The 23,794-nt window shown below is 29.5% G+C and carries 24 protein-coding genes; 13 read left to right on the top strand and 11 right to left on the bottom strand.

The features are described 5' to 3' along the window. The first annotated feature begins 65 nt into the window (after nucleotides 1-65). The 3 genes from groES (at nucleotide 66) to typA (ending at nucleotide 4,139) form a co-directional block, all read left to right on the top strand. Nucleotides 66-356 carry a co-chaperone GroES gene (gene groES, locus ACTT9X_RS00930; protein ID WP_023854741.1) on the top strand — a complete coding sequence of 97 codons (291 nt, stop codon included), beginning with the start codon at nucleotides 66-68 and terminating at the stop codon, nucleotides 354-356. A 22-nt stretch (nucleotides 357-378) separates the two neighbouring features. Beyond that, nucleotides 379-2,040 (top strand): chaperonin GroEL, encoded by a 1,662-nt coding sequence (gene groL / locus ACTT9X_RS00925; RefSeq protein ID WP_440933826.1) that lies wholly within the window; start codon nucleotides 379-381, stop codon nucleotides 2,038-2,040. A 272-nt stretch (nucleotides 2,041-2,312) separates the two neighbouring features. Next, on the top strand, nucleotides 2,313-4,139 hold the full coding sequence (gene typA / locus ACTT9X_RS00920) for a translational GTPase TypA (protein ID WP_440933825.1): 1,827 nt from the start codon (nucleotides 2,313-2,315) through the stop codon (nucleotides 4,137-4,139). On the opposite strand, the gene yczE is transcribed toward typA, so the two are convergent. Continuing rightward, nucleotides 4,136-4,783, bottom strand: coding sequence for a membrane protein YczE (gene yczE, locus ACTT9X_RS00915; protein ID WP_440933824.1), 648 nt, complete (start codon nucleotides 4,781-4,783; stop codon nucleotides 4,136-4,138). The two genes, typA and yczE, sit on opposite strands and share 4 nt — an antisense overlap. Nucleotides 4,784-4,836: 53 nt before the next feature. On the opposite strand from yczE, the gene ACTT9X_RS00910 reads away from it, so the two are divergent. Next, nucleotides 4,837-5,517 carry a DUF6134 family protein gene (locus ACTT9X_RS00910; protein WP_440933823.1) on the top strand — a complete coding sequence of 227 codons (681 nt, stop codon included), beginning with the start codon at nucleotides 4,837-4,839 and terminating at the stop codon, nucleotides 5,515-5,517. Between the two features lie 2 nt (nucleotides 5,518-5,519). On the opposite strand, the gene ACTT9X_RS00905 is transcribed toward ACTT9X_RS00910, so the two are convergent. From ACTT9X_RS00905 to ACTT9X_RS00895, 3 genes are read right to left on the bottom strand one after another with little or no spacing between them, the layout of a single operon-like run. Further along, entirely contained in the window at nucleotides 5,520-6,491 is a 972-nt protein-coding gene (locus ACTT9X_RS00905) for an NAD(P)/FAD-dependent oxidoreductase (protein ID WP_440933822.1), read from the bottom strand. Beyond that, nucleotides 6,488-7,804 carry a TldD/PmbA family protein gene (locus ACTT9X_RS00900; protein ID WP_440933821.1) on the bottom strand — a complete coding sequence of 439 codons (1,317 nt, stop codon included), beginning with the start codon at nucleotides 7,802-7,804 and terminating at the stop codon, nucleotides 6,488-6,490. The genes ACTT9X_RS00905 and ACTT9X_RS00900 overlap by 4 nt, the downstream gene beginning before the upstream one ends. Before the next feature lie 6 nt (nucleotides 7,805-7,810). Then, entirely contained in the window at nucleotides 7,811-9,223 is a 1,413-nt protein-coding gene (locus ACTT9X_RS00895; RefSeq protein ID WP_440933820.1) for a TldD/PmbA family protein, read from the bottom strand. A gap of 85 nt (nucleotides 9,224-9,308) precedes the next feature. Here ACTT9X_RS00895 and ACTT9X_RS00890 point away from each other — a divergent pair, with 85 nt between their 5' ends. Next, nucleotides 9,309-9,662 carry a thiol-disulfide oxidoreductase DCC family protein gene (locus ACTT9X_RS00890; protein WP_440933819.1) on the top strand — a complete coding sequence of 118 codons (354 nt, stop codon included), beginning with the start codon at nucleotides 9,309-9,311 and terminating at the stop codon, nucleotides 9,660-9,662. On the opposite strand, the gene ACTT9X_RS00885 is transcribed toward ACTT9X_RS00890, so the two are convergent. Genes ACTT9X_RS00885 through ACTT9X_RS00870 form a run of 4 tightly spaced genes read right to left on the bottom strand, consistent with a single transcriptional unit; the run spans nucleotide 9,654 to nucleotide 13,268 of the window. After that, nucleotides 9,654-9,947, bottom strand: a complete 294-nt coding sequence (locus ACTT9X_RS00885) for a hypothetical protein (protein ID WP_440933818.1) — start codon at nucleotides 9,945-9,947, stop codon at nucleotides 9,654-9,656. The two genes, ACTT9X_RS00890 and ACTT9X_RS00885, sit on opposite strands and share 9 nt — an antisense overlap. Nucleotides 9,948-9,977: 30 nt before the next feature. Beyond that, the gene (locus tag ACTT9X_RS00880; RefSeq protein ID WP_440933817.1) at nucleotides 9,978-11,165 is read right to left on the bottom strand and encodes a hypothetical protein; all 1,188 of its coding nucleotides are present in this window, start codon (nucleotides 11,163-11,165) and stop codon (nucleotides 9,978-9,980) included. A gap of 27 nt (nucleotides 11,166-11,192) precedes the next feature. Next, the gene (locus tag ACTT9X_RS00875) at nucleotides 11,193-12,383 is read right to left on the bottom strand and encodes a class I SAM-dependent methyltransferase (RefSeq protein WP_440933816.1); all 1,191 of its coding nucleotides are present in this window, start codon (nucleotides 12,381-12,383) and stop codon (nucleotides 11,193-11,195) included. Further along, a complete protein-coding gene (locus ACTT9X_RS00870; RefSeq protein ID WP_440933815.1) occupies nucleotides 12,384-13,268 on the bottom strand; it encodes a dihydrodipicolinate synthase family protein in 885 nt (294 codons plus the stop codon). A 49-nt stretch (nucleotides 13,269-13,317) separates the two neighbouring features. On the opposite strand from ACTT9X_RS00870, the gene ACTT9X_RS00865 reads away from it, so the two are divergent. Next, a complete protein-coding gene (locus ACTT9X_RS00865; RefSeq protein ID WP_440933814.1) occupies nucleotides 13,318-14,280 on the top strand; it encodes a glycosyltransferase family 9 protein in 963 nt (320 codons plus the stop codon). On the opposite strand, the gene ACTT9X_RS00860 is transcribed toward ACTT9X_RS00865, so the two are convergent. Beyond that, nucleotides 14,277-14,780 carry a J domain-containing protein gene (locus tag ACTT9X_RS00860; protein ID WP_440928532.1) on the bottom strand — a complete coding sequence of 168 codons (504 nt, stop codon included), beginning with the start codon at nucleotides 14,778-14,780 and terminating at the stop codon, nucleotides 14,277-14,279. The genes ACTT9X_RS00865 and ACTT9X_RS00860 overlap by 4 nt on opposite strands. Nucleotides 14,781-14,795: 15 nt before the next feature. Between ACTT9X_RS00860 and ACTT9X_RS00855 the strand changes: the two genes are divergently transcribed. Both ACTT9X_RS00855 and ACTT9X_RS00850 read left to right on the top strand, forming a co-directional pair. Beyond that, nucleotides 14,796-16,871 carry a S9 family peptidase gene (locus ACTT9X_RS00855; protein ID WP_440933813.1) on the top strand — a complete coding sequence of 692 codons (2,076 nt, stop codon included), beginning with the start codon at nucleotides 14,796-14,798 and terminating at the stop codon, nucleotides 16,869-16,871. A gap of 102 nt (nucleotides 16,872-16,973) precedes the next feature. Next, nucleotides 16,974-17,420, top strand: coding sequence for an Hsp20 family protein (locus tag ACTT9X_RS00850; RefSeq protein WP_440933812.1), 447 nt, complete (start codon nucleotides 16,974-16,976; stop codon nucleotides 17,418-17,420). Nucleotides 17,421-17,549: 129 nt separating this feature from the next. On the opposite strand, the gene ACTT9X_RS00845 is transcribed toward ACTT9X_RS00850, so the two are convergent. Further along, nucleotides 17,550-17,855 carry a hypothetical protein gene (locus tag ACTT9X_RS00845; RefSeq protein WP_440933811.1) on the bottom strand — a complete coding sequence of 102 codons (306 nt, stop codon included), beginning with the start codon at nucleotides 17,853-17,855 and terminating at the stop codon, nucleotides 17,550-17,552. A gap of 126 nt (nucleotides 17,856-17,981) precedes the next feature. Here ACTT9X_RS00845 and ACTT9X_RS00840 point away from each other — a divergent pair, with 126 nt between their 5' ends. The 5 genes from ACTT9X_RS00840 to ACTT9X_RS00820 all read left to right on the top strand — a co-directional run bounded on the left by ACTT9X_RS00840 (nucleotide 17,982) and on the right by ACTT9X_RS00820 (nucleotide 23,203). After that, nucleotides 17,982-18,572: a deaminase gene (locus ACTT9X_RS00840; protein WP_440933810.1), complete on the top strand. Its 591-nt coding sequence runs from the start codon at nucleotides 17,982-17,984 to the stop codon at nucleotides 18,570-18,572. A gap of 30 nt (nucleotides 18,573-18,602) precedes the next feature. After that, nucleotides 18,603-20,066, top strand: coding sequence for an ABC transporter ATP-binding protein (locus tag ACTT9X_RS00835; RefSeq protein ID WP_440933809.1), 1,464 nt, complete (start codon nucleotides 18,603-18,605; stop codon nucleotides 20,064-20,066). Further along, on the top strand, nucleotides 20,063-21,127 hold the full coding sequence (locus ACTT9X_RS00830; protein ID WP_440933808.1) for an ABC transporter permease: 1,065 nt from the start codon (nucleotides 20,063-20,065) through the stop codon (nucleotides 21,125-21,127). The genes ACTT9X_RS00835 and ACTT9X_RS00830 overlap by 4 nt, the downstream gene beginning before the upstream one ends. A gap of 8 nt (nucleotides 21,128-21,135) precedes the next feature. Continuing rightward, nucleotides 21,136-22,056 carry an ABC transporter permease gene (locus ACTT9X_RS00825; protein WP_440934025.1) on the top strand — a complete coding sequence of 307 codons (921 nt, stop codon included), beginning with the start codon at nucleotides 21,136-21,138 and terminating at the stop codon, nucleotides 22,054-22,056. Between the two features lie 76 nt (nucleotides 22,057-22,132). Continuing rightward, the gene (locus tag ACTT9X_RS00820) at nucleotides 22,133-23,203 is read left to right on the top strand and encodes a BMP family ABC transporter substrate-binding protein (protein ID WP_440933807.1); all 1,071 of its coding nucleotides are present in this window, start codon (nucleotides 22,133-22,135) and stop codon (nucleotides 23,201-23,203) included. A 51-nt stretch (nucleotides 23,204-23,254) separates the two neighbouring features. Here ACTT9X_RS00820 and ACTT9X_RS00815 read toward each other — a convergent pair whose 3' ends face one another. Next, on the bottom strand, nucleotides 23,255-23,779 hold the full coding sequence (locus ACTT9X_RS00815) for a phosphoribosyltransferase (RefSeq protein WP_440933806.1): 525 nt from the start codon (nucleotides 23,777-23,779) through the stop codon (nucleotides 23,255-23,257). Nucleotides 23,780-23,794: the final 15 nt, after the last annotated feature.

Genomic DNA, 23,794 nt, shown 5'->3' with positions numbered 1-23,794 from the left:
CTTGAAATAGACGGTGAAATATCTATATGAGGCTCATATTTGTAAAGATTTATAAAGGAGAATTTATGAAGTTTAAACCGTTACATGACAGAGTTTTAATCGAAGTATTAGATGGCAGTGAAAAAACTGCAGGAGGAATAATTATCCCTGACACAGCTCAAGAAAAACCTCAAGAAGGCAAAGTTGTTGCTGTAGGTGGTGGTGCAAAAACTGAAGATGGAAAAATAATTCCAATGGATGTTAAAGTTGGTGATAAAGTTTTATTTGGCAAATGGTCAGGAACTGAAGTCAAAATTAATGGTAAAGAATACAGCATAATGAAAGAGTCTGACATTATGGGTATTTCAGGTAAGTAATTTAATTTAAAGGAGAAAAATAATGGCAAAAGTTGTTAAATTTGATGCTGAAGCAAGAGCAGCAATGATTAGAGGTGTAAATATCTTAGCTGACACTGTTAAAGTAACTTTAGGACCAAAAGGAAGAAATGTCGTAATGGATAAATCTTATGGTGCACCTAGAATTACTAAAGATGGTGTGTCTGTTGCTAAAGAAATAGACCTTGAAGATAAATTTGAAAATATGGGTGCACAAATGGTTAAAGAAGTTGCTAGCAAAACTAACGATGAAGCTGGTGATGGAACTACTACTGCAACTATACTTGCACAAGCTATTGTAAAAGAAGGTGTGAAGTACGTAACAGCTGGTATGAATCCTATGGATGTAAAAAGAGGTATTGATGCAGCTGTAGAAACAGTAAAAGATAGTCTTGTTGCATCTGCAAAAAAAGTAAAAGACAGTGATGAGATTGCTCAAGTTGGTACAATTTCTGCAAATGGCGATAAAGAAATTGGAACAATGATTGCAAAAGCTATGCAGAAAGTTGGAAACGAGGGAGTTATTACTGTTGAAGAAAATAAAGGTATTGAAACAGAATTAGATGTAGTTGAAGGTATGCAGTTTGATAGAGGATATCTATCACCATATTTTATCACTAACAGTGATAAAATGACTACAGAGTTAGAAAATCCTTTTATTCTTTTACACGAAAAAAAATTAACTAACTTGCAACCAATGGTTCCTTTATTAGAAGCTGTTGTACAAGCTGGTAGACCACTGATGATTATTTCTGAAGATGTTGAAGGGGAAGCTTTAGCTACTTTAGTTGTAAACAAACTAAGAGGCGGTTTAAAAGTTGTGGCTGTTAAAGCTCCAGGATTTGGTGATAGAAGAAAAGCTATGCTTGAAGATATCGCAATTTTAACAGGAGGTCAGGTTATATCTGAAGACCTAGGTATAAAACTTGAAAATGTTAAACTTGATGATCTTGGATCTTGTAAGAAAATCAAAGTTGATAAAGATAATAGTACTATCGTTAATGGTAGTGGTAAAAAATCTGACATTGAAGCAAGATGTTCATCTATCAAACAACAAGTTGAGGAAACTACTTCTGATTATGATAGAGAAAAACTTCAAGAGAGATTAGCTAAGTTAGCTGGTGGAGTTGCAGTTATCAAAGTTGGTGGTGCAACCGAAGTTGAAGTTAAAGAAAGAAAAGACAGAGTTGAAGATGCTTTAAACGCTACTAGAGCTGCCGTTGAAGAAGGTATTGTAACTGGTGGTGGATGTGCTCTTCTTTATGCTGCTCAAGAGCTTGATAAGGTTAAAGCAAAAGGTGATGACCAAAAAGCTGGTGTGGATCTTGTAAGAAAAGCATTAGAAGCTCCGATTAGACAAATTACTAAAAATGCTGGTGTAGATGGTTCAGTGGTAGTTGGTAAATTATTAGAGCAGAAGAAAAAAACTAACGGTTACGATGCTCAAAACGAAGAGTATTGTGACATGTTTGCAAAGGGTATCATAGACCCAGTTAAAGTTGTGAGAACTGCTTTACAAGACGCTGCCTCAATTGCTGGATTATTAGTAACTACAGAAGCAATGATTGCTGACAAACCAGAGGAAAAAGATGCTGCTGGCGGAATGCCTGGTGGTATGCCTGGTGGTATGGGCGGCATGGGAGGAATGGGTGGAATGGGAATGTAATCCCTCATTTTCTTAAACAAAATTTAAAAGGCCATCTTAAGATGGCCTTTTTTTTATGTGAAGACTAATTATGTCAAAAAGATATAGCGGTAAATCATTTAAAGACTCTAGTGTTAAAAAAAAACCTAAATTGAGCTTTAAAGAAAAAAGAAAACTTAAAAAAGATAAGCAAAAAAAGACAAATTAATCCTGAATTTTGAAAATTATTCAAGCCAGTTATGAGTTTTTTTGAGTTTTAATATCCTTTTAAATATGTATAAGAGCCAGAATTTATGAGCAATAATATCAGAAACATTACAATCATAGCCCATGTTGATCATGGCAAAACTACTCTAATTGATAATTTAATGAAACAAAGCGGTTCATTTAGAGAGAATGAAGTTGTTGATGAAAGATTAATGGACTCAGGTGAGCTCGAAAAGGAAAGAGGAATTACAATTTTAGCTAAACCTGCTTCAATTAATTGGAATAATTCAAGAATAAATATAATCGATACTCCAGGCCACAGAGATTTTGCTGCTGAAGTTGAAAGAGTTTTAAGTATGGCAGATGGAGCATTACTATTAATTGACTCTGCAGAAGGTGTTATGCCTCAAACAAAATTTGTATTATCCAAAGCTCTTAAACAGGGATTAAAACCAATTGTTGTTATTAATAAATTAGATAAAGCTGATCAAAGAGCTAATGAAGTTTTGGATGAAACATTTGATTTGTTTGTTAGCTTAGATGCAAATGAAGAACAATTAGATTTTCCAGTTCTATATGCAAGTGGAAGATCAGGTTGGGCAGACCATGAAGTTGATGGTCCAAGAGAAAATTTAAATCCTTTGTTAGATTTAATTGTTGATCATGTAAAACCTGCTGAACTTGATAAAACTAAACCTTTTGCAATGTTGTCAACGCTACTTTATGCAGATAGTTTTTTAGGAAGAAGCTTAGTTGGAAGAATTACACAAGGCACTGCAAAAGCGAACCAGTCTATAAAAGCAATCAATTTAAATGGTGAAAAAGTTGATGAAGGAAAATTAACAAAGATTTTTAGATATGAAGGAACAAAAAAAGTTCCAATAGATGTTGGTGAAGCTGGGGATATTGTAGTTGTTGCTGGATTAGAAAAAGCAAACGTTGCTGATACCATATGTGATCTAGAAGTAAATGAGCCGATCCCTGCTACTCCGATAGATCCTCCTACAATGTCAATTACAATTACTGTAAATACTTCACCTTTAGCTGGAACAGAAGGTAAAAAATTAACTAGCACCCAAATAAGAGATAGATTGGTTCAAGAAGCTCAAAACAACGTTGGAATTACATTTTCTGAAAACGAAGGTAAAGACTCTTTTGTCGTAAGTGGTAGAGGTGAACTGATGTTAGAAATTCTTTTAACTCAAATGAGAAGAGAAGGTTTTGAAATGACAGTTAGTCCTCCAAAAGTATTATATAAAACTGATGAAAGTGGAAATAAACTTGAGCCAATTGAGGAAATTACCATGGACCTTGATGAGGAACATTCGTCAAAAGTAATTGACTCCATGAACAGAAGAAAAGGTAAACTAATAGAATTAAAAGATACTGGAACCAATAAAAAAAGGTTAATTTTTCATGCACCTACAAGAGGGTTAATGGGATACACAAGTAGATTTCTTACGCTTACAAAAGGAAATGGAGTGATAAATAGAATATTCCATAGCTATGGTCCCTTTGAAGGAGAAATGGAAGGTAGAAGAAATGGAGCATTAATCTCTATGGAACAGGGAAAAGCAGTTGCATTCGCGATATTTAACCTACAAGCAAGAGGAGAAATGTTTGTAACTCATAATGATGCTGTTTATCCTGGAATGATAGTTGGTCTTTCCCCTAAACCAGGTGACATGATAATCAACGTTATGAAAGGTAAAAAATTGACCAATATGAGAACTCAAGGTACTGATGAAAATGTTGTCCTTACACCCGTCAGAACAATGTCTATTGCTGAACAATTAAGTATGCTTAATACTGATGAAGCTTTAGAGATAACTCCAGACTCTTGTAGATTGAGAAAAGCAATTCTTGATCCACACGAAAGAAAGAAAAGCGAAAAAGCTACAGCCGCAGCCTAATCAAAAGTTTTATCAACTAAATAAAGTCCTAGAGCAACGCAAGGACCTATGCCAAACGCGAACAGTAAAGTTCCAACCCCTACTGTTCCTCCTAAATACCATCCAATACTTACAACTGAAATTTCTAATGTTGCTCTTACTACAGCTATAGGAAAATTTGTTACTTTTTGTAATCCTATCATAAGCCCATCTCTAGGACCGGCTCCTAAATTTGATACTAAGTAAATACCCCCACCTATTCCAACCATGATTACAGAAATTACAGCTAAAAATAATTGATGAATATAATTTGATGGTGTTGGAACATATTTGATACAAAGATCAATCATAATTGCAATTATCAAAGCATTAAATATTGTGCCCATCCCTGGTTTTTGCCCAAGAGGGATCCATAAAATTAAAACAGCAATACTTATTAATAATGTAATAGTTCCAATACTTAAATTAATATTTAAGGAAATACCTTGAGCTAAAACACTCCAAGGAGAGGCTCCTGTGAATGAAACAATTAATAATCCTTCACCTAATCCAAATAGAGACAAACCGAAACATAAGAAAAAAAATGTAGAAAGCTTTGGTTTAAAATTAAATGGTTTTTCTGAGCTCCATTTTACTTTTGGAATTTTTTTTATTTTTAAAAACATAATTATAATAAGCTATATCTATTAATGAAAAATTCTAATATTGTAATCAGTAAATGAAAAAGATTGCAATTATTTTACTTGTTGTATTTTTCTCATCAATTTCTTTAGCTCATATTGGTCATTATAACAAATTTGACAAAATAGAAATGGAGATCTTGAGAAATGATGAGGTAATTGGATATAACAATTATTATTTTAAAAGAGATGGAGAAAAAACAATAGTAAAAAATCAATATAAATTTGAGGTAAAATTACTATCTGCAACAATATTTAAAGTAGAGGGATATGGGGAAGAAATTTATTTAAAAGATAATTTAATATCTTTTCAATCAAAAACACTTCAAAATAAAAAAGAAAAATTTGTAAAATTAAAATTAAATAAAAATAATAAAAAGTTTGATATTAAAGGATCTTCATATTCTGGTGAAGCTTCTATAAAAAATATTATTGGAAATTGGTGGAGTCATAGAATATTACAAGCAGAAAGCCAAATAAGTCCTATTTCTGGAAGTATTAAAGAACAAATTGTTACTTTTATTGGCAAGGAAAACATTTCAATTAATGGTAAACAATACGAAACAGATCATTTCAAACTTACATCTAAAGATATGTCTCTTCCTGAAGATAAAAAATTAAATTTTGACATTTGGCTTGATAAAAAAACTTCAGTGATTGTTAAAATCACATATGAGAGAATGGGAAATTGGGAATATCGCTTAAAAAATCTTGAATAAAATTATTTATTTATTTTTTTAAAAAGATCGTTTGCACTTATCCATCCAGCCTCGACTCTCGGACCTACAAACCAATCTGCACATACTCCTAAATTTAATTTGTTATTCCAATAACTTTTAATTTTTAAAGGTCTAGAATTTGAAGAATATTTCCAACCATGATTTAATGAAGTTAATATTTTTGTTTTTTTAATTCCAGTAAGTTTAAAAAATTGATCAATTAAAATCTTTGAGTTTTTTTCTTTATTTTCTCTATTTTTATTTATTTTTTTATTTGCCCATAGGTTTGTGCTCTGTAAAGTCCATAAATCATTTTTACTTTTAAATCTTTTTTTACTATTTTCTTTAGCGGCCCATCCTAAAATTTTATCGTTAAATAAATAACTTGATATGTTTTTATTTGTTTTTTTAATTTCGATCATGACTGTAATATTTGCATCCATTTTGATTTTTTGGTTAATGAATGGATCCTTAATAAATTTTTTTGATAATTTTTTTAATTGTGGGAATGGGCAAGTTAATACTAATTTATCATAATATTTTGTTTTATTGTTCTTAAAGACTAGCTTCCATTTTTTGTTTACAAATTTAATCTTCTCTAATTCACTTTGAAAATTAAAATTTATATTCTTTATTAAATGTTTGCTGATATCGTTGTTGCCTTTGCAACCAATTATTTTAATATGATTTTTATTTTCTTTTTTTAGTTTGTTTAAAAAAATATGTTTGCCACTCCATTTTTTTAAAATTTTTTTTTTACATAAATTTGTAATAAATTTTTTAAATTGAATTGTTTTTGGAGAAATATATTGTGCTCCGTGATCAAATCCTTTTGACTTATTTAATCTTTTAAAAGAAGATCTGCCACCTGGGCCCCGAGCTTTATCATAAATATGTACAGAATTTTTTTTACTTAACAAATTAGCTATTGTTGCTCCAGAAATTCCAGAGCCAATTACACAATAACTACTCATTTTCCTGCAACAGTCATACCCTCTATCATCATAGTTGGTGAATTGACTGAATATTCGAATTCTAAATCATTAGCTAAAATAATATTTTTAAACATATCCTTGAAATTACCAGCAATTGTTATTTCATTAACAGGATATTTAAATTCTCCATCTTCAACTAAAAAACCAGTTGCACCTACTGAATAATCTCCAGTTACAAGATTAGACCCATGACCAATAGTTTCGGTAATATAAAGACTTCTTGAATTTTTTTTTAAAAGATCCTCATAGCTTATATTTCCTTTTTCAAAATATAAATTGGTAGTTCCACCACTTCTTCCATTTGATTTTAAATTTAATTTTTTACCATTGTATGTGTCGACAAGATAATTTTTAAGTATTCCATTCTCTATGAGTTGTAATGTAGATGAATTTACACCCTCTGAATCAAAATTTTGAGAACCCATTCCTTTAATAATATCTGGTTTATCAATTACATTTATCGAATCAGCAAAAACTTGTTCATCAATTTTATCCTTTAAAAATGAAGTACCTCTTGCAATTGCGGAGGCAGATATTGCACTTGCAAAAACACTTAACATTCCCTTTGAAATTCTTTTATCAAAAATTATGCTTATCTTCTCACTTCCAATTTTTTTTGGACTCAATTTTCTTATAGTTTGCTCAGCAGCTTTATTTCCGAGATCTGTTGCTTGCTTAATATCAGGCAAATGACGTTTGCTAGAAAATTCGTAGTCTCTTTCCATGCTATTTTCATCTTTTGCAACTGTTACGCAAGAAGCAGTAAAAGAAGAAGTTTTATAACCGTCACAAAAACCATCACTATTAGCTAATATAAAATTTGATTTATTTTCAGTGAAACTAGATTCTGTATTTATGATTTGATTTTCTGACGATGCAGATTCCTCTAAATCTTTTAAATATTTTATTTTTTTATCGTTTTCGAATCTTGTTTCATCATACAAATTAAGGCTACTAATTTGTTTGGCTAATAAATTTTTATCCGGCAAAGAATTAAATTCATCCTCTGGTGTAATTTTTGTAGTTTCAAAGCACTTTTCAATTAAAGTTTTAATATTTTCATCTAGTAAATTTGATGATGAAATTGATGATCTTCTTTTACCTAAATAAGTTTCTATACTTAATGCCAATCCATCTGATCTATCTGACGCTTCTAGGGATTTATTTCTAAAATTAACTGTTTCTGAGATTGAGTGACCAACTGTAACACTTGCATCAGTTGCTCCCATTTTTTTTGCCAAATCTAAACAATATGAAGCTTTAGATTTTAAAAATTCCTGATCTTTAACCATAATACTTTAAAGTTTTGTTCCACCAACTGTCATTTTATCGATTAAAATTGAAGGTTGAGCGACTCCCACAGGAACTCCTTGTCCTGCTTTTCCACAAGTTCCTATTCCTGGATCTAACATCATATCATTTCCTACCATCGATACTTCCTTAAGTATTGATGGTCCATCACCAATTAGTGTTGCGCCTTTAATTGGAGATCCAATTTTACCATTATTTATTTCGTAAGCCTCAGTACAATTAAATACAAATTTTCCAGATGTAATATCTACCTGGCCACCTCCAAAACTTACTGCAAAAATTCCTTTATCAACAGATTTGATCATTTCATCTTGAGTTTGATTACCACTTAACATCATAGTATTTCTCATTCTTGGCAAAACAATATGTCTATAATTTTCTCTTCTTCCAGATCCAGTAGATCTTGTATTCATTAATCTTGCATTGTGCCTGTCTTGCATAAAATTTTTAAGAATACCATTTTCAATCAAAACTGTTCGCTCGGTTGGTGTGCCTTCATCATCAATTGTTAAACTGCCTCTTCTATTATCTATCGTACCATCATCAACAATTGTTACCCCATCACTTGCAACTTTTTCGCCCATAAGATTATGAAATGCTGATGTTTTTTTTCTATTAAAATCCCCTTCTAGACCATGACCAATCGCTTCATGAATTAAGATGGCAGGCCAACCAGGTCCTAGGACTACTTTCATCTCACCAGCAGGTGCTGGTTTACTCTCTAAATTTACTGATGCTATTCTAAAAGCCTCTTCACAAACATTTTTCCAATTGTCATTTTTTAAATAATCATCATAAGATTGTCTACCACCAATTCCATATACACCTGTTTCTTTTCTTCCATTTTTTTCTAACATCACTGAGACGTTAAATCTAATTAACGGACGTACATCAGTAAGCGACTCTCCACCAGATCGAATAATTTCTATTGATTTTTGCTCACCAGCAAAACTAGCTGTTACTTGTTTTACTGATCCATCTTTTTTTCTTAAAAATTCATTTACTTTATTTAATACTTCTAATTTTGAATCTAAAGTTTTTTGTTCAATTGGATTTATATCTTTATAAAATTTTTTATTAGATTTTGGAATTTCATGATTATATGTGCCTTTAATAGACTTGAGAGTTGATTTAAGATTTTCTGAAGAATTTTTTAGTGAATCTTTTGATATTTCGTTTGAATACGAATAAGCAACAACCTCGTTTGAAATAGCTCTAAAACCAAATCCTAAATCAGAACTATAGTTCGAGCTTTTTATTTTGTTGTCATCTAACAAAATTGATTCTGATTTAGACTCCTCTAAATAAAGCTCACCATCATCACAACTATTTAATGTTTCAGATACTAATTTATCTGCATCCTGTCTTGTTAAATCAGACTTATTAAAGAAATTACTCATTCATCTTAAATAGTGGTTTGTTGATATTTTTCAACTGATCATTTTACGCATGTACAATTTCTTACTAAAAGTTAATGATTATCAAATGAAAGTATTTTTTAATAACTCTTGTAAAATCTGTAGATCAGAAATTAACTTATATAAAAAAGAAAATATTAAAGATATTGACTGGGTAGATATAACAAATAACTCAGATGCTGAAAAAGAAACATTTAGAAATGATAAAGAATTATTAAGAAGATTGCATGTTAAGGAGAATGGTAAAATTATTCAAGGAGCTGAGGCATTTCTTTATGTTTGGAAAAAAATCCCAAAATATAAATTTTTATATAAATTTTTCAAACTACCAATAATTTTCACAATCTTTAAATATGGTTATGAAATAATTGCTTTTTTTTTATATTTAAAAAATAAAAAACAACTTAAAAAACTAAGTTAAAAAAAATATTAAAAATTCACTAAGTAAAGACATAGATAATAAAAACATAATTAATAAAATTGAATACATAACAGTTATAACTCTATTTCTTTTTCTCCTCAGTCTAACAAAAGTTTTATCATCTAGATCTGAAATATCCCTTTCACCAACTACGGGATAATCATAACTCCATCGCCATGTAGATTGGCCTAATCTAGAGTCGAGACTGTTAAAATACCTTATCCATGCAAGAACATATTTTAATACTAGATACAAAATAAACATTAGTATTGAAGAAAGTAACATTCTTAATGATACTTAATTATGTGTGATAATTTAATTAATATTTTTGGCTCTTTTTCTCGCGATTAACTGCGTAAGAGCATCAACCATAGTATCTGAGGCCTTAAATATTTCATTATTTTTAAACTCATGAGAAATATTTTTTTCCGGATTGGTTTTGTCTTCAATAACTATTCCTTCATCTGGAGAATTATTTTTTATATAAATTAATAAAAGCCATTCTTCATCTGAGGCTTCATCCCATTTAACAAATATTTCTCCTGTTTCAAATCTTCTGTCTATACATCTAAAAATAGACATATGTCTTGTTATGTGTCTTTTGTTTAATTGAAATACTAAACTGCTAGCACTTCTGTAAAAACTTTCGAGAGCAAACTCAATTTTCTGTCTAGCTAAAGTATATTCTTTTTCTTTTTGTAAAAGTGTTTCTCTATCCTCATCTCCTTGAATTTTAACTCCTAAAGCCTCTACTCTTTCTCTAATTTTTTGATCTCTTATAATTCGATATTTTTCTTTTAATTTTTCTATTCTTTGTTGTAAGCCAGCATAATCCTCTCTCTTTTCTCTTAAGGAAATTTTTTCCAATTTCTCTAATTCTTTAACCTCTCTAACTCTGAATTTTTCAATTTGCTTATCTAATTTTAATTGTTGTAAAAATTGCTTTTGTTTTTCTGCTTGTTCAATTCTTAAAAGAGCTTGTTCTTTTCTTAAGAATAATTTTATTTCTTTTGTTCTTTGCTTTTCTAATCTAATTTCATCTTTTAAAGCTTGTTCTTTTAATTTAACTTTTAATTCAGCCTCTTTTTGCTTTTTTTTTGCAGTTTCAATCTTTTCTAATCGTTCTTTTTCTTGTTTTTCTAATTTTAATCTTCTTGCTTCATCTTTTTTTAAAATTTTATACTGTGAAATTGTCTCTGCTATTTTATCAAAAAATGCCTGGATATATTTTTCAAAACCAAAATTAAATTTAAACTTTAATTCAGGTTTTATAGAATTTTGAAAATTAATTACCTTTAAAAGAAAATTTGACTGTTTTGATTCAATAGATTTATATTTTTTTATTACTTTTTTCGATTTTTTAACTTTTCTTTTTTTAGAAGTTTTTTTTTGTCTTACTTTTACTTTTTTAATATTGCTTTTCTTGACTCTTTTTAAAGCTTTTTTGGATTTTTTTTTATTTTTAGAAAAATTTTTTTTAGTTCTTTTTTTCTTTTTTTTCATTTAAGGAAATTTATATCTATCAATAATTTATTGATAAATATAGTCTCTTGTGACCGGTGTTGAAGAGTAATTTTTTGTTAATTGAAATTGATATACAACTTGATCGCCCCATTTAAATGCCATCTCACAACCTGCAAGATAAAATTCCCACATTCTAAAAAACCTTTCATCAAACATTTGAATTATTTTTTCTTTGTTTTTAAGACAATTTTCTTTCCAATGTCTTAAAGTGTGCATGTAATGAAGCCTTAAAACCTCAATATCTGCAACGATCAATCCAGACTTTTCAATATGAGGACTTACCTCACTCAAACTTGGAGTATATCCACCGGGAAAAATATATTTTGTGATCCAGGGATGTGGGTCTCTTGGGGGGTTCACTGATCCTATTGTATGAATTAAAGATACTCCATCATCTTTCAAAAGTTTTTCGACTTGTGAAAAAAATTTTCTATAAAATTTTCTTCCTACATGCTCAAACATTCCAACACTTACTATTCTATCAAATTTTTCATTTAGCTCTCTATAGTCAATTAATTTAAAATGTAATTGATTTTCTAAATTAAGTTCTTTTGCTCTTTTTTTACAGTAATTAAATTGATTTTCAGAAAGAGTAATTCCCGTAACTTCGCAATTTGCACTTTTCGCTATATCAATTGCTAAAGATCCCCATCCACACCCGATATCTAAGACTTTTTGATTTGGTTTTATATTAAGTTTTTTAATTATATGTTGGATTTTATTATTTTGTGCTGTTTCAAGTGTATCTGTTTCGTTTTTAAAGTATGCGCATGAATACTGTCTTTTAGGATCTAAAAACAGATCATAAAGATCATCAGAAATATCATAATGATGTGAAACGTTCATCTTAGACTTTTTTATAAAATTAAAATTAGTGAAATATCTATAAGTACCTCTTAACTTATTGATTAAAGAACTAAAAAAATTTATCTCACCTCTACCAAAATTCATTAAAGAAAGATCTAAAAAATCTGTTAATGTTCCATTTTCTATAATTATTTCTCCATCAGTGTAAGCTTCACCAAAATATAAATCAGGATGAAATAATAATTTGTAATGAAGGTTTTTATTTAATATTTTCAGTTTAATAGGATTTTCACTTTTTGGGTTACCAATAATATAGCTTTTAGAATTAGCATCAATTAAGATAAATCCATCTTTTTTAAAAACATTATTTAAAAATCTAGCTAATTGCATCTAAGCTGCCTTAGTATTATTTAATGAAAAATTTAATTTCTCTAAATTTGTTATCAAATCTGATTCCTCTTTAGAGTTTAAAATACTTAGTGGTGGCAAAAGATTTTTATAATATATTTCTTTTTTACTAAAGTAAGTATGTAAACCTGAAATCAAATTATATTTTTCAAATTCTGCTCTTACATCACAAAGATTTTGATTTACTGTCTGTTCGTTTCCATCATTAAAATCATCATAAACTTTTCTTGCCAGTGTAGAAGTAGCATTGCATGTTGCTGTAATAATTCCAGAACAACCTACTTGAAGTCCTTTAAATAATTTGGTTTCAGATCCAGGTAAAACTGAAAAATTATCTATTTTTAAGTTTTCAAAAAGATTATAAGAACTATCTTTTAGTCCAATTATATTTTTTGGATATTTTTTTACTAACTCTTCAATACACTCAATACTGAACTTATAACCACATAGTTTTTCAAAATTATATAGCACTATTTCACAATCAGAAATTACATCTACTATTTTACTATAAAATTCTATTACCTCTTTATCTCCATATTTATAATAAGCAGGTGGCATAATTAAAAATCTATTAAATCCCAAAGATTTTGAAACTCTCATCAAATTAATTGTTTCACCCAAAGAATTTAAACCAGTGCCAATAATATACTTTTCTTTATGTTTGCTTGAAGTCAGATGATTTAACAAATTAATTTTTTCATAAACAGGTATGAGTTGGGCCTGTCCAGTGCTACCAAATATAGCCACTCCATGACAACCATTGTCTATAACCATTTCTGCGTGCAGAATGGTTTTTTTAATATCGAGCGTCAAATCATCATTTAAGATCGACATTGAAGCCGCATAAATGCCTTTAATTTTACTCATTGTAAAAATTTATATAAAAATATTAATTAGTAAAGTTTATAAATTAAACATGAAAATATTAGCTATTCAAAGCAAGATGGGTATAGGTGATACGGTGATTTTCCTGCCTTTTATTAAAGCTATTTCAAAAAAATTTCATGTGCCCGTAAGTTTACTTGTAAAACAAAGTTCGAGAGCTAATGAATTTTTAAGTTATACAAATTATATTGATGAAATAATTCACTTGGAAAGAGACAACAAAATAAATCAAAAGCATGATGGTTTAAAAGGATTTTTCAGATTAGCAAGTGATATAAAAAAATATAATTTCAATAAAGTTTTTATATTTAATTCTTCTTTAAGATATAACTTAATTTCTAGATTGGCGGGTATTAAAGAAATATTTCAATACCCATTGTTTGAAAAACAAAATCAACACATTACAAAGCCGGCTAAAGCTATTATTAAAAAATATTTAGATATTGAAATTAATGATAATCCAGAAATTCAAATTGATAATGATCTAGTTCAAAAATCACTTCTTAAATATAATATAAATAATGATGAACTGAATGTTTTGTTAGGTATTGGCGGTTCAGGTCCAACTAAAAGAATACCCTCAAAAACTTTTTTAAAAGTAATGGAAAAATTAGAAACTTTTAAAAAATGTAGATTTTTTTTAGCAACAGGCAAAAATGATGATGAACAAAAGATTTTAACAGAATTATATAATTCAAAATTTAAAGAAAAATGCGTTACCTTAGATAATCTTAATATAAGAGAAACGCTGCCAATTATTAAAAATTGTAATGTTGCAATCTGCAATGATACAAGTTTCTCACATTTATCCTCAGCTTTAGGAGTCAAAACAATTACATTAATGGCTGATACACCATTAATTTATGGTTCATACAGCACAAATATGTATCCAATAATTCCTGATGGAGAAAAAACAGTTTCTCACAATACACTCGGTAAAGATAAAATTAATTCAGATAAAATTTATGAAAAACTAATATCAATAATTAATTAAGAAATATCTTTAAGAACTATTTCTTTGGCTTCATTAACAATGGCTGATAATCTTGAGGTCTCTGGAGAAATATCAGGATGAATTTTTTTTTGGATTTTTTGGTAAGCTTTATTCACTATCTCTTTAGTTGGTTTTTTATTAATATCTAAATTTAAAATCTTATATGCTTCAGATATTGATAATGTAGAAGAGTTATTATTTTGATGCTGATTAAAAGAAAATCTTCCAGAATTTCTTAAAGTTTGAATAAGTCTATAAAGAGAGAGTAATTGGATCAGCGACAAACCTTTAAGTTTAACCAAAGCTAGACTTGCAAGAGTTAATGGCAATGTAAGTAAAAATTTTCCCCCAATAGCAAATAAAACAGCTAATAAGGCCAATAATAAAATTGTTACCAGCCTCACTCCTTTAGACATTTTTTTTGGAGAAATATTTGACCACCACCTCAATAAAAAATATAAAATGACTAATATTACAACTAGATAAATAATAATATTCATATATTTCCTACTTAAATGAAAGTACCACAACTTAAAAAAAAACTAGAGATAAAAACTTGTCACAATATTGATTGGGAAGACAATTATAGCTGGATTCATCAAGATAATATTTTAGAAGTTCTCAAAGATAAAAATAAATTAGATCCTGAAGTCAAACAATATTTAGAAGATGAAAATGCTTATACAGAACATCATCTTAAAGACACAAAAGATATCCAGAAAAAATTATTTGATGAAATTAAAGGAAGAATTAAATTAGATGACGAATCTTTGCCCTATAAAGATCATACCTATGAGTATTGGACAAAAACTACAAAAAAAGGAAATTATTCCATAAAACTTAGAAAAAAAATTGGTTCAGAAAATATTGAGGAAATATGGAATGGAGATAAAGAAAAAGAAAAACTTAAAACTGAATATTTTGGGGTTGGAGATTTAGAAGTAAGTAACAATGATAAATATCTAGGATACTCTTTAGATCTTAAAGGATCTGAATATTATACAATTTATTTAAGAGATATAAAAACAAACAAAATTATTTCAAAAGAAATTACAGAGACATCCGGGGGAATAACATTTAGTTTGGATGATAAATATATTTTTTATTCTAAACTTGATGAAAATCATAGAGCAAGAACAATATACAGGCACAGAATAGGTGATTTCGAGGGCAAAGATGAATTAATATTTGAGGAGAAAAGTGAGGCTTTTACAGTAGGAATTGGAAAAAGCTCAGATGAAAAATATTTCTTTATAAATACCTCAGACCATAATACTTCAGAGCAATATTACTTTAAATCAAATGAATTAAATCCATCTCCAAAACTTATTATTAAAAGAGAAAGAGGTGTTCTCTATTCTGTTAATTCATGGGATGGTAAATTTTATAATCATACAAATAAAAATGCTGAAGACTTTAAAATTGATATTTGTGAAAATTTAGAAAATCAAAATTGGAAAACATATATTTCAGCAAAAGATGAAGTTTTAATTGGTGGATTAACATTCCTTAAAAATTGGATTATTCGTGGTGAAACATCAGATGCACTAGATAAGTTATTTATCAAAAATATTTCTACAAATATAGAAGAAGAATTAATTTTTTCTGATGAATCTGTTTATGTTCCTGGAGTAAGCTTAACTCAAAAAGATAGAAATACTGATGAAGTTCATTTAGGATACTCATCACCTAAAACTCCTTCTAGAGTATTTAAATATAATTTAGCAACAAAATCTAAAGAACTTGTTAAAGAACAAGAGATCCCATCTGGTCATAACAAAGATGACTATATTGTTGAGAGAGTTGAGTTTAAATCTCATGATGGAAGAATGGTTCCATTAACAATTACTAGACACAAAAAAACAAAAATTGATGGGTCTGCAAATGTTTTATTGTATGGATATGGGTCTTATGGAAATTCTATGTCCCCAAGTTTTTCTTCCACAAGATTAAGTCTTATCAATAGAGATATAATTTGGGCTACAGCTCATATCAGGGGTGGTATGGAAAAAGGTATGAAATGGTGGAAAGAAGGAAAATTAACAAACAAAAAAAATACTTTTGAAGATTATATATACGCAGCAAAATATTTGATCGAAAAAAATTATACGTCAAAAGGAAATATTATTGGAATGGGTGGATCAGCTGGAGGATTATTAATGGGAGCTGTAGTCAATCAATCTCCTGAATTATTTTTAGGAATTATAATGGCTGTTCCTTTTGTGGACTCTTTAACAACAAATCTTGATCATTCTTTACCTTTAACTGTTGGAGAATTTGATGAATTTGGAAATGCAAAAGAAAATAAAGAACACTTTGATTATATTTTTTCATATGCGCCCTACAACAATATTAAAAAAATGGATTATCCACATATTTTTATTACAACAAGTTTAAGTGATAATAGAGTTTTATTTGACGAACCTGCAAAATTTGCAGCAAAACTCAGAGACTATAAAACAGATAATAATTTACTTCTTTTAAAAACCGAAATGAATGCTGGTCATGGTGGAAAATCTGGAAGGGATGGGGCAATAGAAGAAATTGCTATTGACTATGCATTTGCATTAAAGATTTCTAAAAAAATTTAGTACATTTTAAATCTTGAAAAAAACAAATTAATTACCATATATGTTTAGTAAGTCGCCTAATGGGGCTTGCAAAAATAAACTTGCTTAACAAAGGAGGATATTATGACAAGTAAGGATCTATCTATATTTAACTCACTAAGACCTTTTTCAATTGGTTTTGATGATATGTTCGACCAATTTGAAAATATGTTAGGAAATGGGAATTTGACAATGCAGTCAAATTATCCACCCTACAACATCCGAAAGACAGGCAAAGACAACTATGCAATTGAAGTAGCATTGGCTGGCTTTAGCAAAAAAGATGTTGAGGTTGAGTTCGAGGACAATTTATTAACTGTAAGAACAAAACAAATTAATAAGTCTGAGGACAGTGATGTTAATGGAGAAATTATTCATAAAGGTATTTCTCAAAGACAATTTGCAAGATCATTCACTATTGCTGACGATGTAAAAGTTAATGGAGCTGAACTTAAAGATGGTCTTTTAACAATATCTTGTGAAAGAATAATTCCAGAGCACAAAAAAAAGAAGCTTATCGAGATTAAATAAGTCTTAAACCTTGCTTGTGGGGACTTCTCCCCACAAGTATGAATAAATCCTAAAAATGATTAATTTATACAAGATTGTTTTGTATTACTAAAAAACCTATAATGAGCAGATTTGTTTAAACAACAAATTTTAGAAACACCCGTTGGATACAAAACCAACAACTATGTTCTTTGAATTTATCTCAAACCTTCGTTCGCAAGGAACGAGGTATTTTTTACTATTATAAACTAGCTCAAAATTTCCTTTGGCATTTTTAAAGTCTTCGTCTGGTTTTCCAAGCTCCATCTGAAGTTCGCTAGCTGATTTTCCAAGAAATTTACTTAATTTTTCATTTTCCTTTTCAACTATAGCATCTGTTTTATCTTTTACAGTTTGGCACCCTGAAAAAAAAACTATGAGGATTAAAAGACTTAATACTGATTTAAATTTTAACATATTTTCAAACTAACATTTTTTTGTTTAATAAATTATTAACTTTTAAGTTGTATAATTAATTTATTTCTTATTACTTTAGACTTAATTATAGTAACAATTGTGTTCTTTATTTGATAGTTCAAGCATATGAATGAAAAAGGCTTAGAAAAGATATTAAATATATTTTTAAAAGAAGTTTTACCTCTTACAGTAAAAGGTGTTGCTAAAGGTAGTAAAATATTTGGGGCTGCTATAATTAAAAAAAATGATTTATCACTTGTACTTGCAGAAACAAATAATGAAATAGAAAATCCATTGTGGCATGGAGAGATGCATGCACTTAAAAAATTTTACGAAATGGATAGAAACAAAAGACCTGATGAAAAAGACTGTATGTTTTTAAGCTCTCATGAACCATGTAGTATGTGCTTAAGTGCAATCACTTTTGCTGGATTTGATAATTTTTATTATCTGTTTCCATACGCTGATACCAATAATGAATTTAATATCCCTCACGATCTAAATATACTTAAAGAAGTTTTTAAGATTAATGATGGAGACTATAATAAAGAAAACTACTATTGGAAAAGTCAAAATATAAACTTACTTATTGAAAATTTATCAACTTCAAAAAAAGAAATAATCTTAAATCAATTAGATGAAATCAAAAAAAAATATCTAATTTTATCAAATCAATATCAAAAAAATAAGGATGGAAATTCTATACCATTAAATTAAGCAATGAATACGAACCTCAAAATTTCAAATGTGACCAAAATATATCCTGGGTGCGTTGCAAACGACAAAGTTTCACTCGAATTCAACAGTGGTAAAATTTATGCTCTTCTTGGAGAAAATGGAGCTGGAAAATCTACATTAGTTAAAATTCTATCAGGAGTCATCATTCCTGACGAAGGAGAAATTTATTTAAACGAAAATAATTTAAAGCTTAATTCCCCATTAGATGCAAAAAAAAATGATATTGGAATGGTATTTCAGCATTTTAACCTTTTCGAAACTTTGTCTGTATTTGAAAACTTAATAATAGACTCAGATGAAAAAAGAGAAGGTTTAAGAGAAAAAATAGATGCAATTATGAAAAAATACAATTTTTCAATTGATCTTGATATTCCTGTTCTAAATTTATCAGCAGGTCAAAAACAGAAAGTAGAAATCATAAGATGTCTAATAAGGAACCCAAAAGTTTTAATTATGGATGAACCCACATCTGTATTAACAGAACAAGAAACAAGTGAATTGTTCTTATCTTTGAAACAGTTTTCTGAAGAAGGAATTTTAATTATTTATATAACCCATAAATTAAAGGAAGTTATGCAGCTTTGTGATGAAGTTGCTGTTATGAGAAGAGGAAAGTTAGTTTCTGTAAGCCAAATCAAGAATGAAAATATAGAGTCACTCGCTAACAAAATGGTAGGTCAAAATTTAAAAACTATAAAGAAAACAAAAGAAAAAACTTCTTCGGAACAACTAATAAAGATTACAAATCTTAATTTTATAAGCGAGGATCCTTTTGAAACAAATTTAAGTGGTATTAATTTTTCTGTTAATCGAGGTGAATGTTTGGGAATTGCTGGAATATCAGGAAATGGTCAAAGCGAATTATTTCAGGTATTAAGTGGTGAAATTATATCTGATAAGAATTCTATAGAGTTTAATAAAAATTATATTGGAGACTTAAATCCTCAAGAGAGAAGAGAATATTTAATGGCCTTCTCTCCAGAGGATAGACTTGAACAGGCTGCTATTCCACAGATGGCAATTTTTGAAAACGTAGCTCTAAACAACTTTAAATCCTCAAATTTTTTTAATAATGGATTGATAAATGAAAGCAAAATTAAAGAGCATTCGAAAAAAATAATTTCAGACTTTAATGTAAATACTGATAACATAGATTTAAAAAGCCAATTCTTATCTGGAGGAAATTTACAGAAATTAATTATTGGAAGAGAATTAATAACATCCCCAGATTTGTTAATTTGTTTTAATCCTACATGGGGTCTAGATGTTGGCGCCATTAATTATATCCATGAAACATTAATCAATATAAATGAACAAGATAAATCCATAATATTAATATCAACAGACACAGATGAGTTACTAAAATTAAGTGATAAAATTTCAGTGATTCATAAAGGAAAATTATCAAAAATAATGAATGCTGAAGAGGTTACCTCTGAGAAACTTGGGATACTTATGGGGGGAGGAAATTGATTAAAATTGTAAAAAGAGATCAGCCATCAAAAACTATATTTTTCTTTACACCAGTCCTAGCTATTTTTCTCACATTAGTAGCGGGAGGTCTAATATTTTTTATTTTAGGTTTTAAACCATTTGAAGCTCTTAAATTTTTTTTCATAGTTCCAATTGCAGATAAGTATGGTTTCAGCGAATTACTATTAAAAGCTACACCACTTTGTTTAATAGCAATTGGTTTATCTTTTTGTTTTAAAAGTAATAATTGGAATATTGGAGCAGAAGGTCAATTAACTTTTGGGGCTATAGTTTCTGGTGGAGTTGCTTTGTTATTTTATGATCAAGAAGGTTTCTATATTCTACCAATAGTAATATTAGCTGGTGCAATCGGTGGTATAATATATGCGTCAATACCTGCAATATTAAAAACATACTTCAATACAAATGAAATATTAGTAAGTCTTATGTTGGTGTATGTTTCAAAATTAATTTTAGATTATCTTGTTGTAGGTCCTTGGAGTAATCCAGAGGGATTTAATTTTCCTGAAACTAGACAGTTCAGCGAGTCTGCAAGACTTCCTTTATTGTTTGAAGGACTTAGAATTCACGCAGGAATATTTTTAGCATTAGCTGCAGTAGTTATTAGTTGGTTTGTTTTTTATAAAACTTATTTGGGTTTCCAAATGAAAGTTTCGGGTTTTAGTTTAAAGACAGCAAAATATGCCGGCTACAAAGGTAAAAAAATGATTATCCTGGTTTTTTTAATAAGTGGAGCCTGTGCGGGTCTTGCAGGAGTAGGAGAAATAACTGGACCTATTGGACAGCTTCATAGGGAAGTATCTCCAGATTATGGATTTACTGCAATTATTGTAGCATTTTTAGGTCGTTTACATCCTGTGGGAATAATTTTTGCATCTCTAGTTGTTGCAATTACATATCTAGGTGCTGAAACAGCACAAATATTTATGCAAATACCTAAATATACAGGTCAGGTTTTTCAAGGGATGATTTTGTTTTTTCTTCTTGCTTCGGACTATTTACTCTTTTTCAAATTTAAATTTATAGGTTCAAAAAAATGATCGTAGATATAAATTTTGTAGGACTAATAATTGCATCAATAATGGCTTCTGCAGTTCCATTAATTTTGGCGTCTTGTGGTGAACTAATTACAGAGAGATCGGGAGTTCTAAATCTTGGTGTTGAAGGAATGATGATCATTGGAGCTATTTCGGGCTTTGCGCTAATGACGGTTACTGGAAGTTTAATTATAGCAGTTTTTGGTGCAATGTTAGCTGGAGTTTTAATTTCAACAATTTTTGCATTTCTTACCCAAACATTAATTACAAATCATGTCGCTACTGGATTAGCTCTCACTATTTTTGGAATAGGAATTTCTGCAATGATTGGAAAAAACTTTGTGGGTATTCCTGGAAAAGAATTTCCTATTATGTTTGACAGTTTAAAAGATACCATACCACTTTTAAGTCCAATATTATTTGGTCATTCAATAGTTTTTTATTTTGCTTTTGCCCTACCGTTCATAACTAGCTACTTTTTAAAAAAAACCAAAATAGGATTGATTGTTAGAGCTGTGGGAGACTCTCCCGTATCTGCCTCTAATCAAGGAATAAATGTGAGGTTAGTTCGTTACGCTTGTATACTTTATGGAGGCGCAATGTGTGGACTAGCAGGTGCTTACTTGTCAATGATTTATACTCCACAGTGGATTGAAAATATGACGGGTGGTAGGGGCTGGATTGCACTTGCTTTAGTGGTTTTCTCAACGTGGAACCCCATTAAAATTTTAATCGGTGCGATGATTTTTGGTGGATTGACCATTATTCAATTTCATATGCAAGCAATCGGAGTAAGAATTCCTGTTCAATTTTTAACAGCTCTACCTTACATAGTAACAATTATAGTTTTAGTTGTAATTTCTCGTGACAGTAGAAAAATAAGACTTAGTACTCCTAGTTCCTTGGGGAAATCTTTTCATAAAGACAATTAATTTTAAAATAATCATTTTTTTTTAGATAATTTAATTTAAATTTAATTAATAAAAAAATCAAAAGGGGAAATAATTTATGCATAAATTTTTAATTCGTTCTTTCGTCTCTTCTTTAGTTTTATTATTTACATTAACTGTGGCTGCAATTGCAAAAGATGTGAAAGCAGCATTTGTTTATATTGGTCCAACTGGTGACCATGGATGGACTTATCAGCATGATGTAGGTAGAAAAGCTGTTGAAGCTGCCGGATTTAAAACAACATACGTGGAAGGTGTTCCAGAAAGTGCTGATGCTGAAAGAGTTCTTAGACAATTAGCTAATTCTGGTCATGACATAATCTTTACAACTAGCTTTGGATACATGAATCCTACTAACAAAGTCGCAAAAGAGTTTCCAAATGTAAAATTTGAACATGCTACTGGATATAAAAGAGAGCATCCAAATGTTGCTACTTACGCAGCTAGATTCTATGAAGGCAGAACTATCTTGGGAACAATTGCTGGAACTATGACTAAATCTAATGTAATTGGTTATGTTGCATCTTTTCCAATACCTGAAGTAATAAGAGGTATCAATTCATTTACTTTAGCAGCGCAAAAAGTTAACCCAAATATCAAAACTAAAATTGTTTGGGCTTTCACTTGGTACGATCCAGGCAAAGAAGCAGAAGCAGCAAAAGCTTTAATTGATCAAGGTGCTGATGTAATTGCTCAACATACAGATAGTACAGCTATTGTTCAAATGGCTGAAAAAGCAGGAGTATATGCTTTTGGACAAGCAAGTGATATGGATAAGTTTGCACCAAAGGCTGTGTTGACTTCAGTAGAAAATAACTGGGGACCATATTATGTCGATAGAGTTAAAGCTGTTGCAAATGGTACATGGAATCAAAAAGACACTTGGCACGGTATAGGAGACGGTATGGTGGTAATTTCAAGTTTAGACTCTCAAATGCCTAGTGACCTTCAAGCAAAAGTTAAAAAACTTCAAGCAGATTTAGCATCTGGTAAAGTTCATTCTTTCACTGGACCAATTTATGACCAAAAAGGGAATTTAATGGTTGCAGAAGGGAAAACTGCAGATGATGGTATGCTAGCAGGTATGATGACTTATGTTAAAGGTGTTGAAGGAGATATACCTAAGTAAACTTTTAAACTTATAAAAATTTAAAAGGCCGGTTTTTTTAACTGGCCTTTTTTATACTTGATGTTTTTTTTTTATTTCATCAATTCTTAATTCTTCATAAATTTCGAAGGGCTGCACGATCCAAGGATTACCAGTAAGTTTTTTTGCACAAAAATCTGGCTCAAATGTTGATTTTTTTTTTTTAAACAACGTAGCAGTTTTAATATCTTCTATTTTATCTTTTATCGGTTCATATTTTTTTAACCAGTCTATACTTTTATTGAAAGTTATTCCGGTATCAGATAAATCATCGCATAAAAGTATTTTACCACCCATATTAGGTGCTATAGAACTCATTTCTCTTGAAAAAACAATATCACCCTGCTCGTCTTCTACTCCTTTACCACTATAAGATTCAACTGCAAGATAGGCACATTTTAATTTAAATATTCTACTTAATACATCTATCATTGGAGCTGCTCCACGCATTATGCCAATGAGTATTGTTGGTTTATATCCACTTTCATCAATTTGAATTGCTAGCTTTTCAACAGTCTTGTTGTACTCGTCCCAACTAACAATCATTTTTTCTGTCATAATTTTTAATATCTA

Source organism: Candidatus Pelagibacter sp. (assembly GCF_052049855.1).
Taxonomy (GTDB): Bacteria; Pseudomonadota; Alphaproteobacteria; order Pelagibacterales; family Pelagibacteraceae; genus Pelagibacter.
Note: the sequence above shows the minus strand (reverse complement) of the source record. Positions and strands in the feature narration are given on the sequence as shown.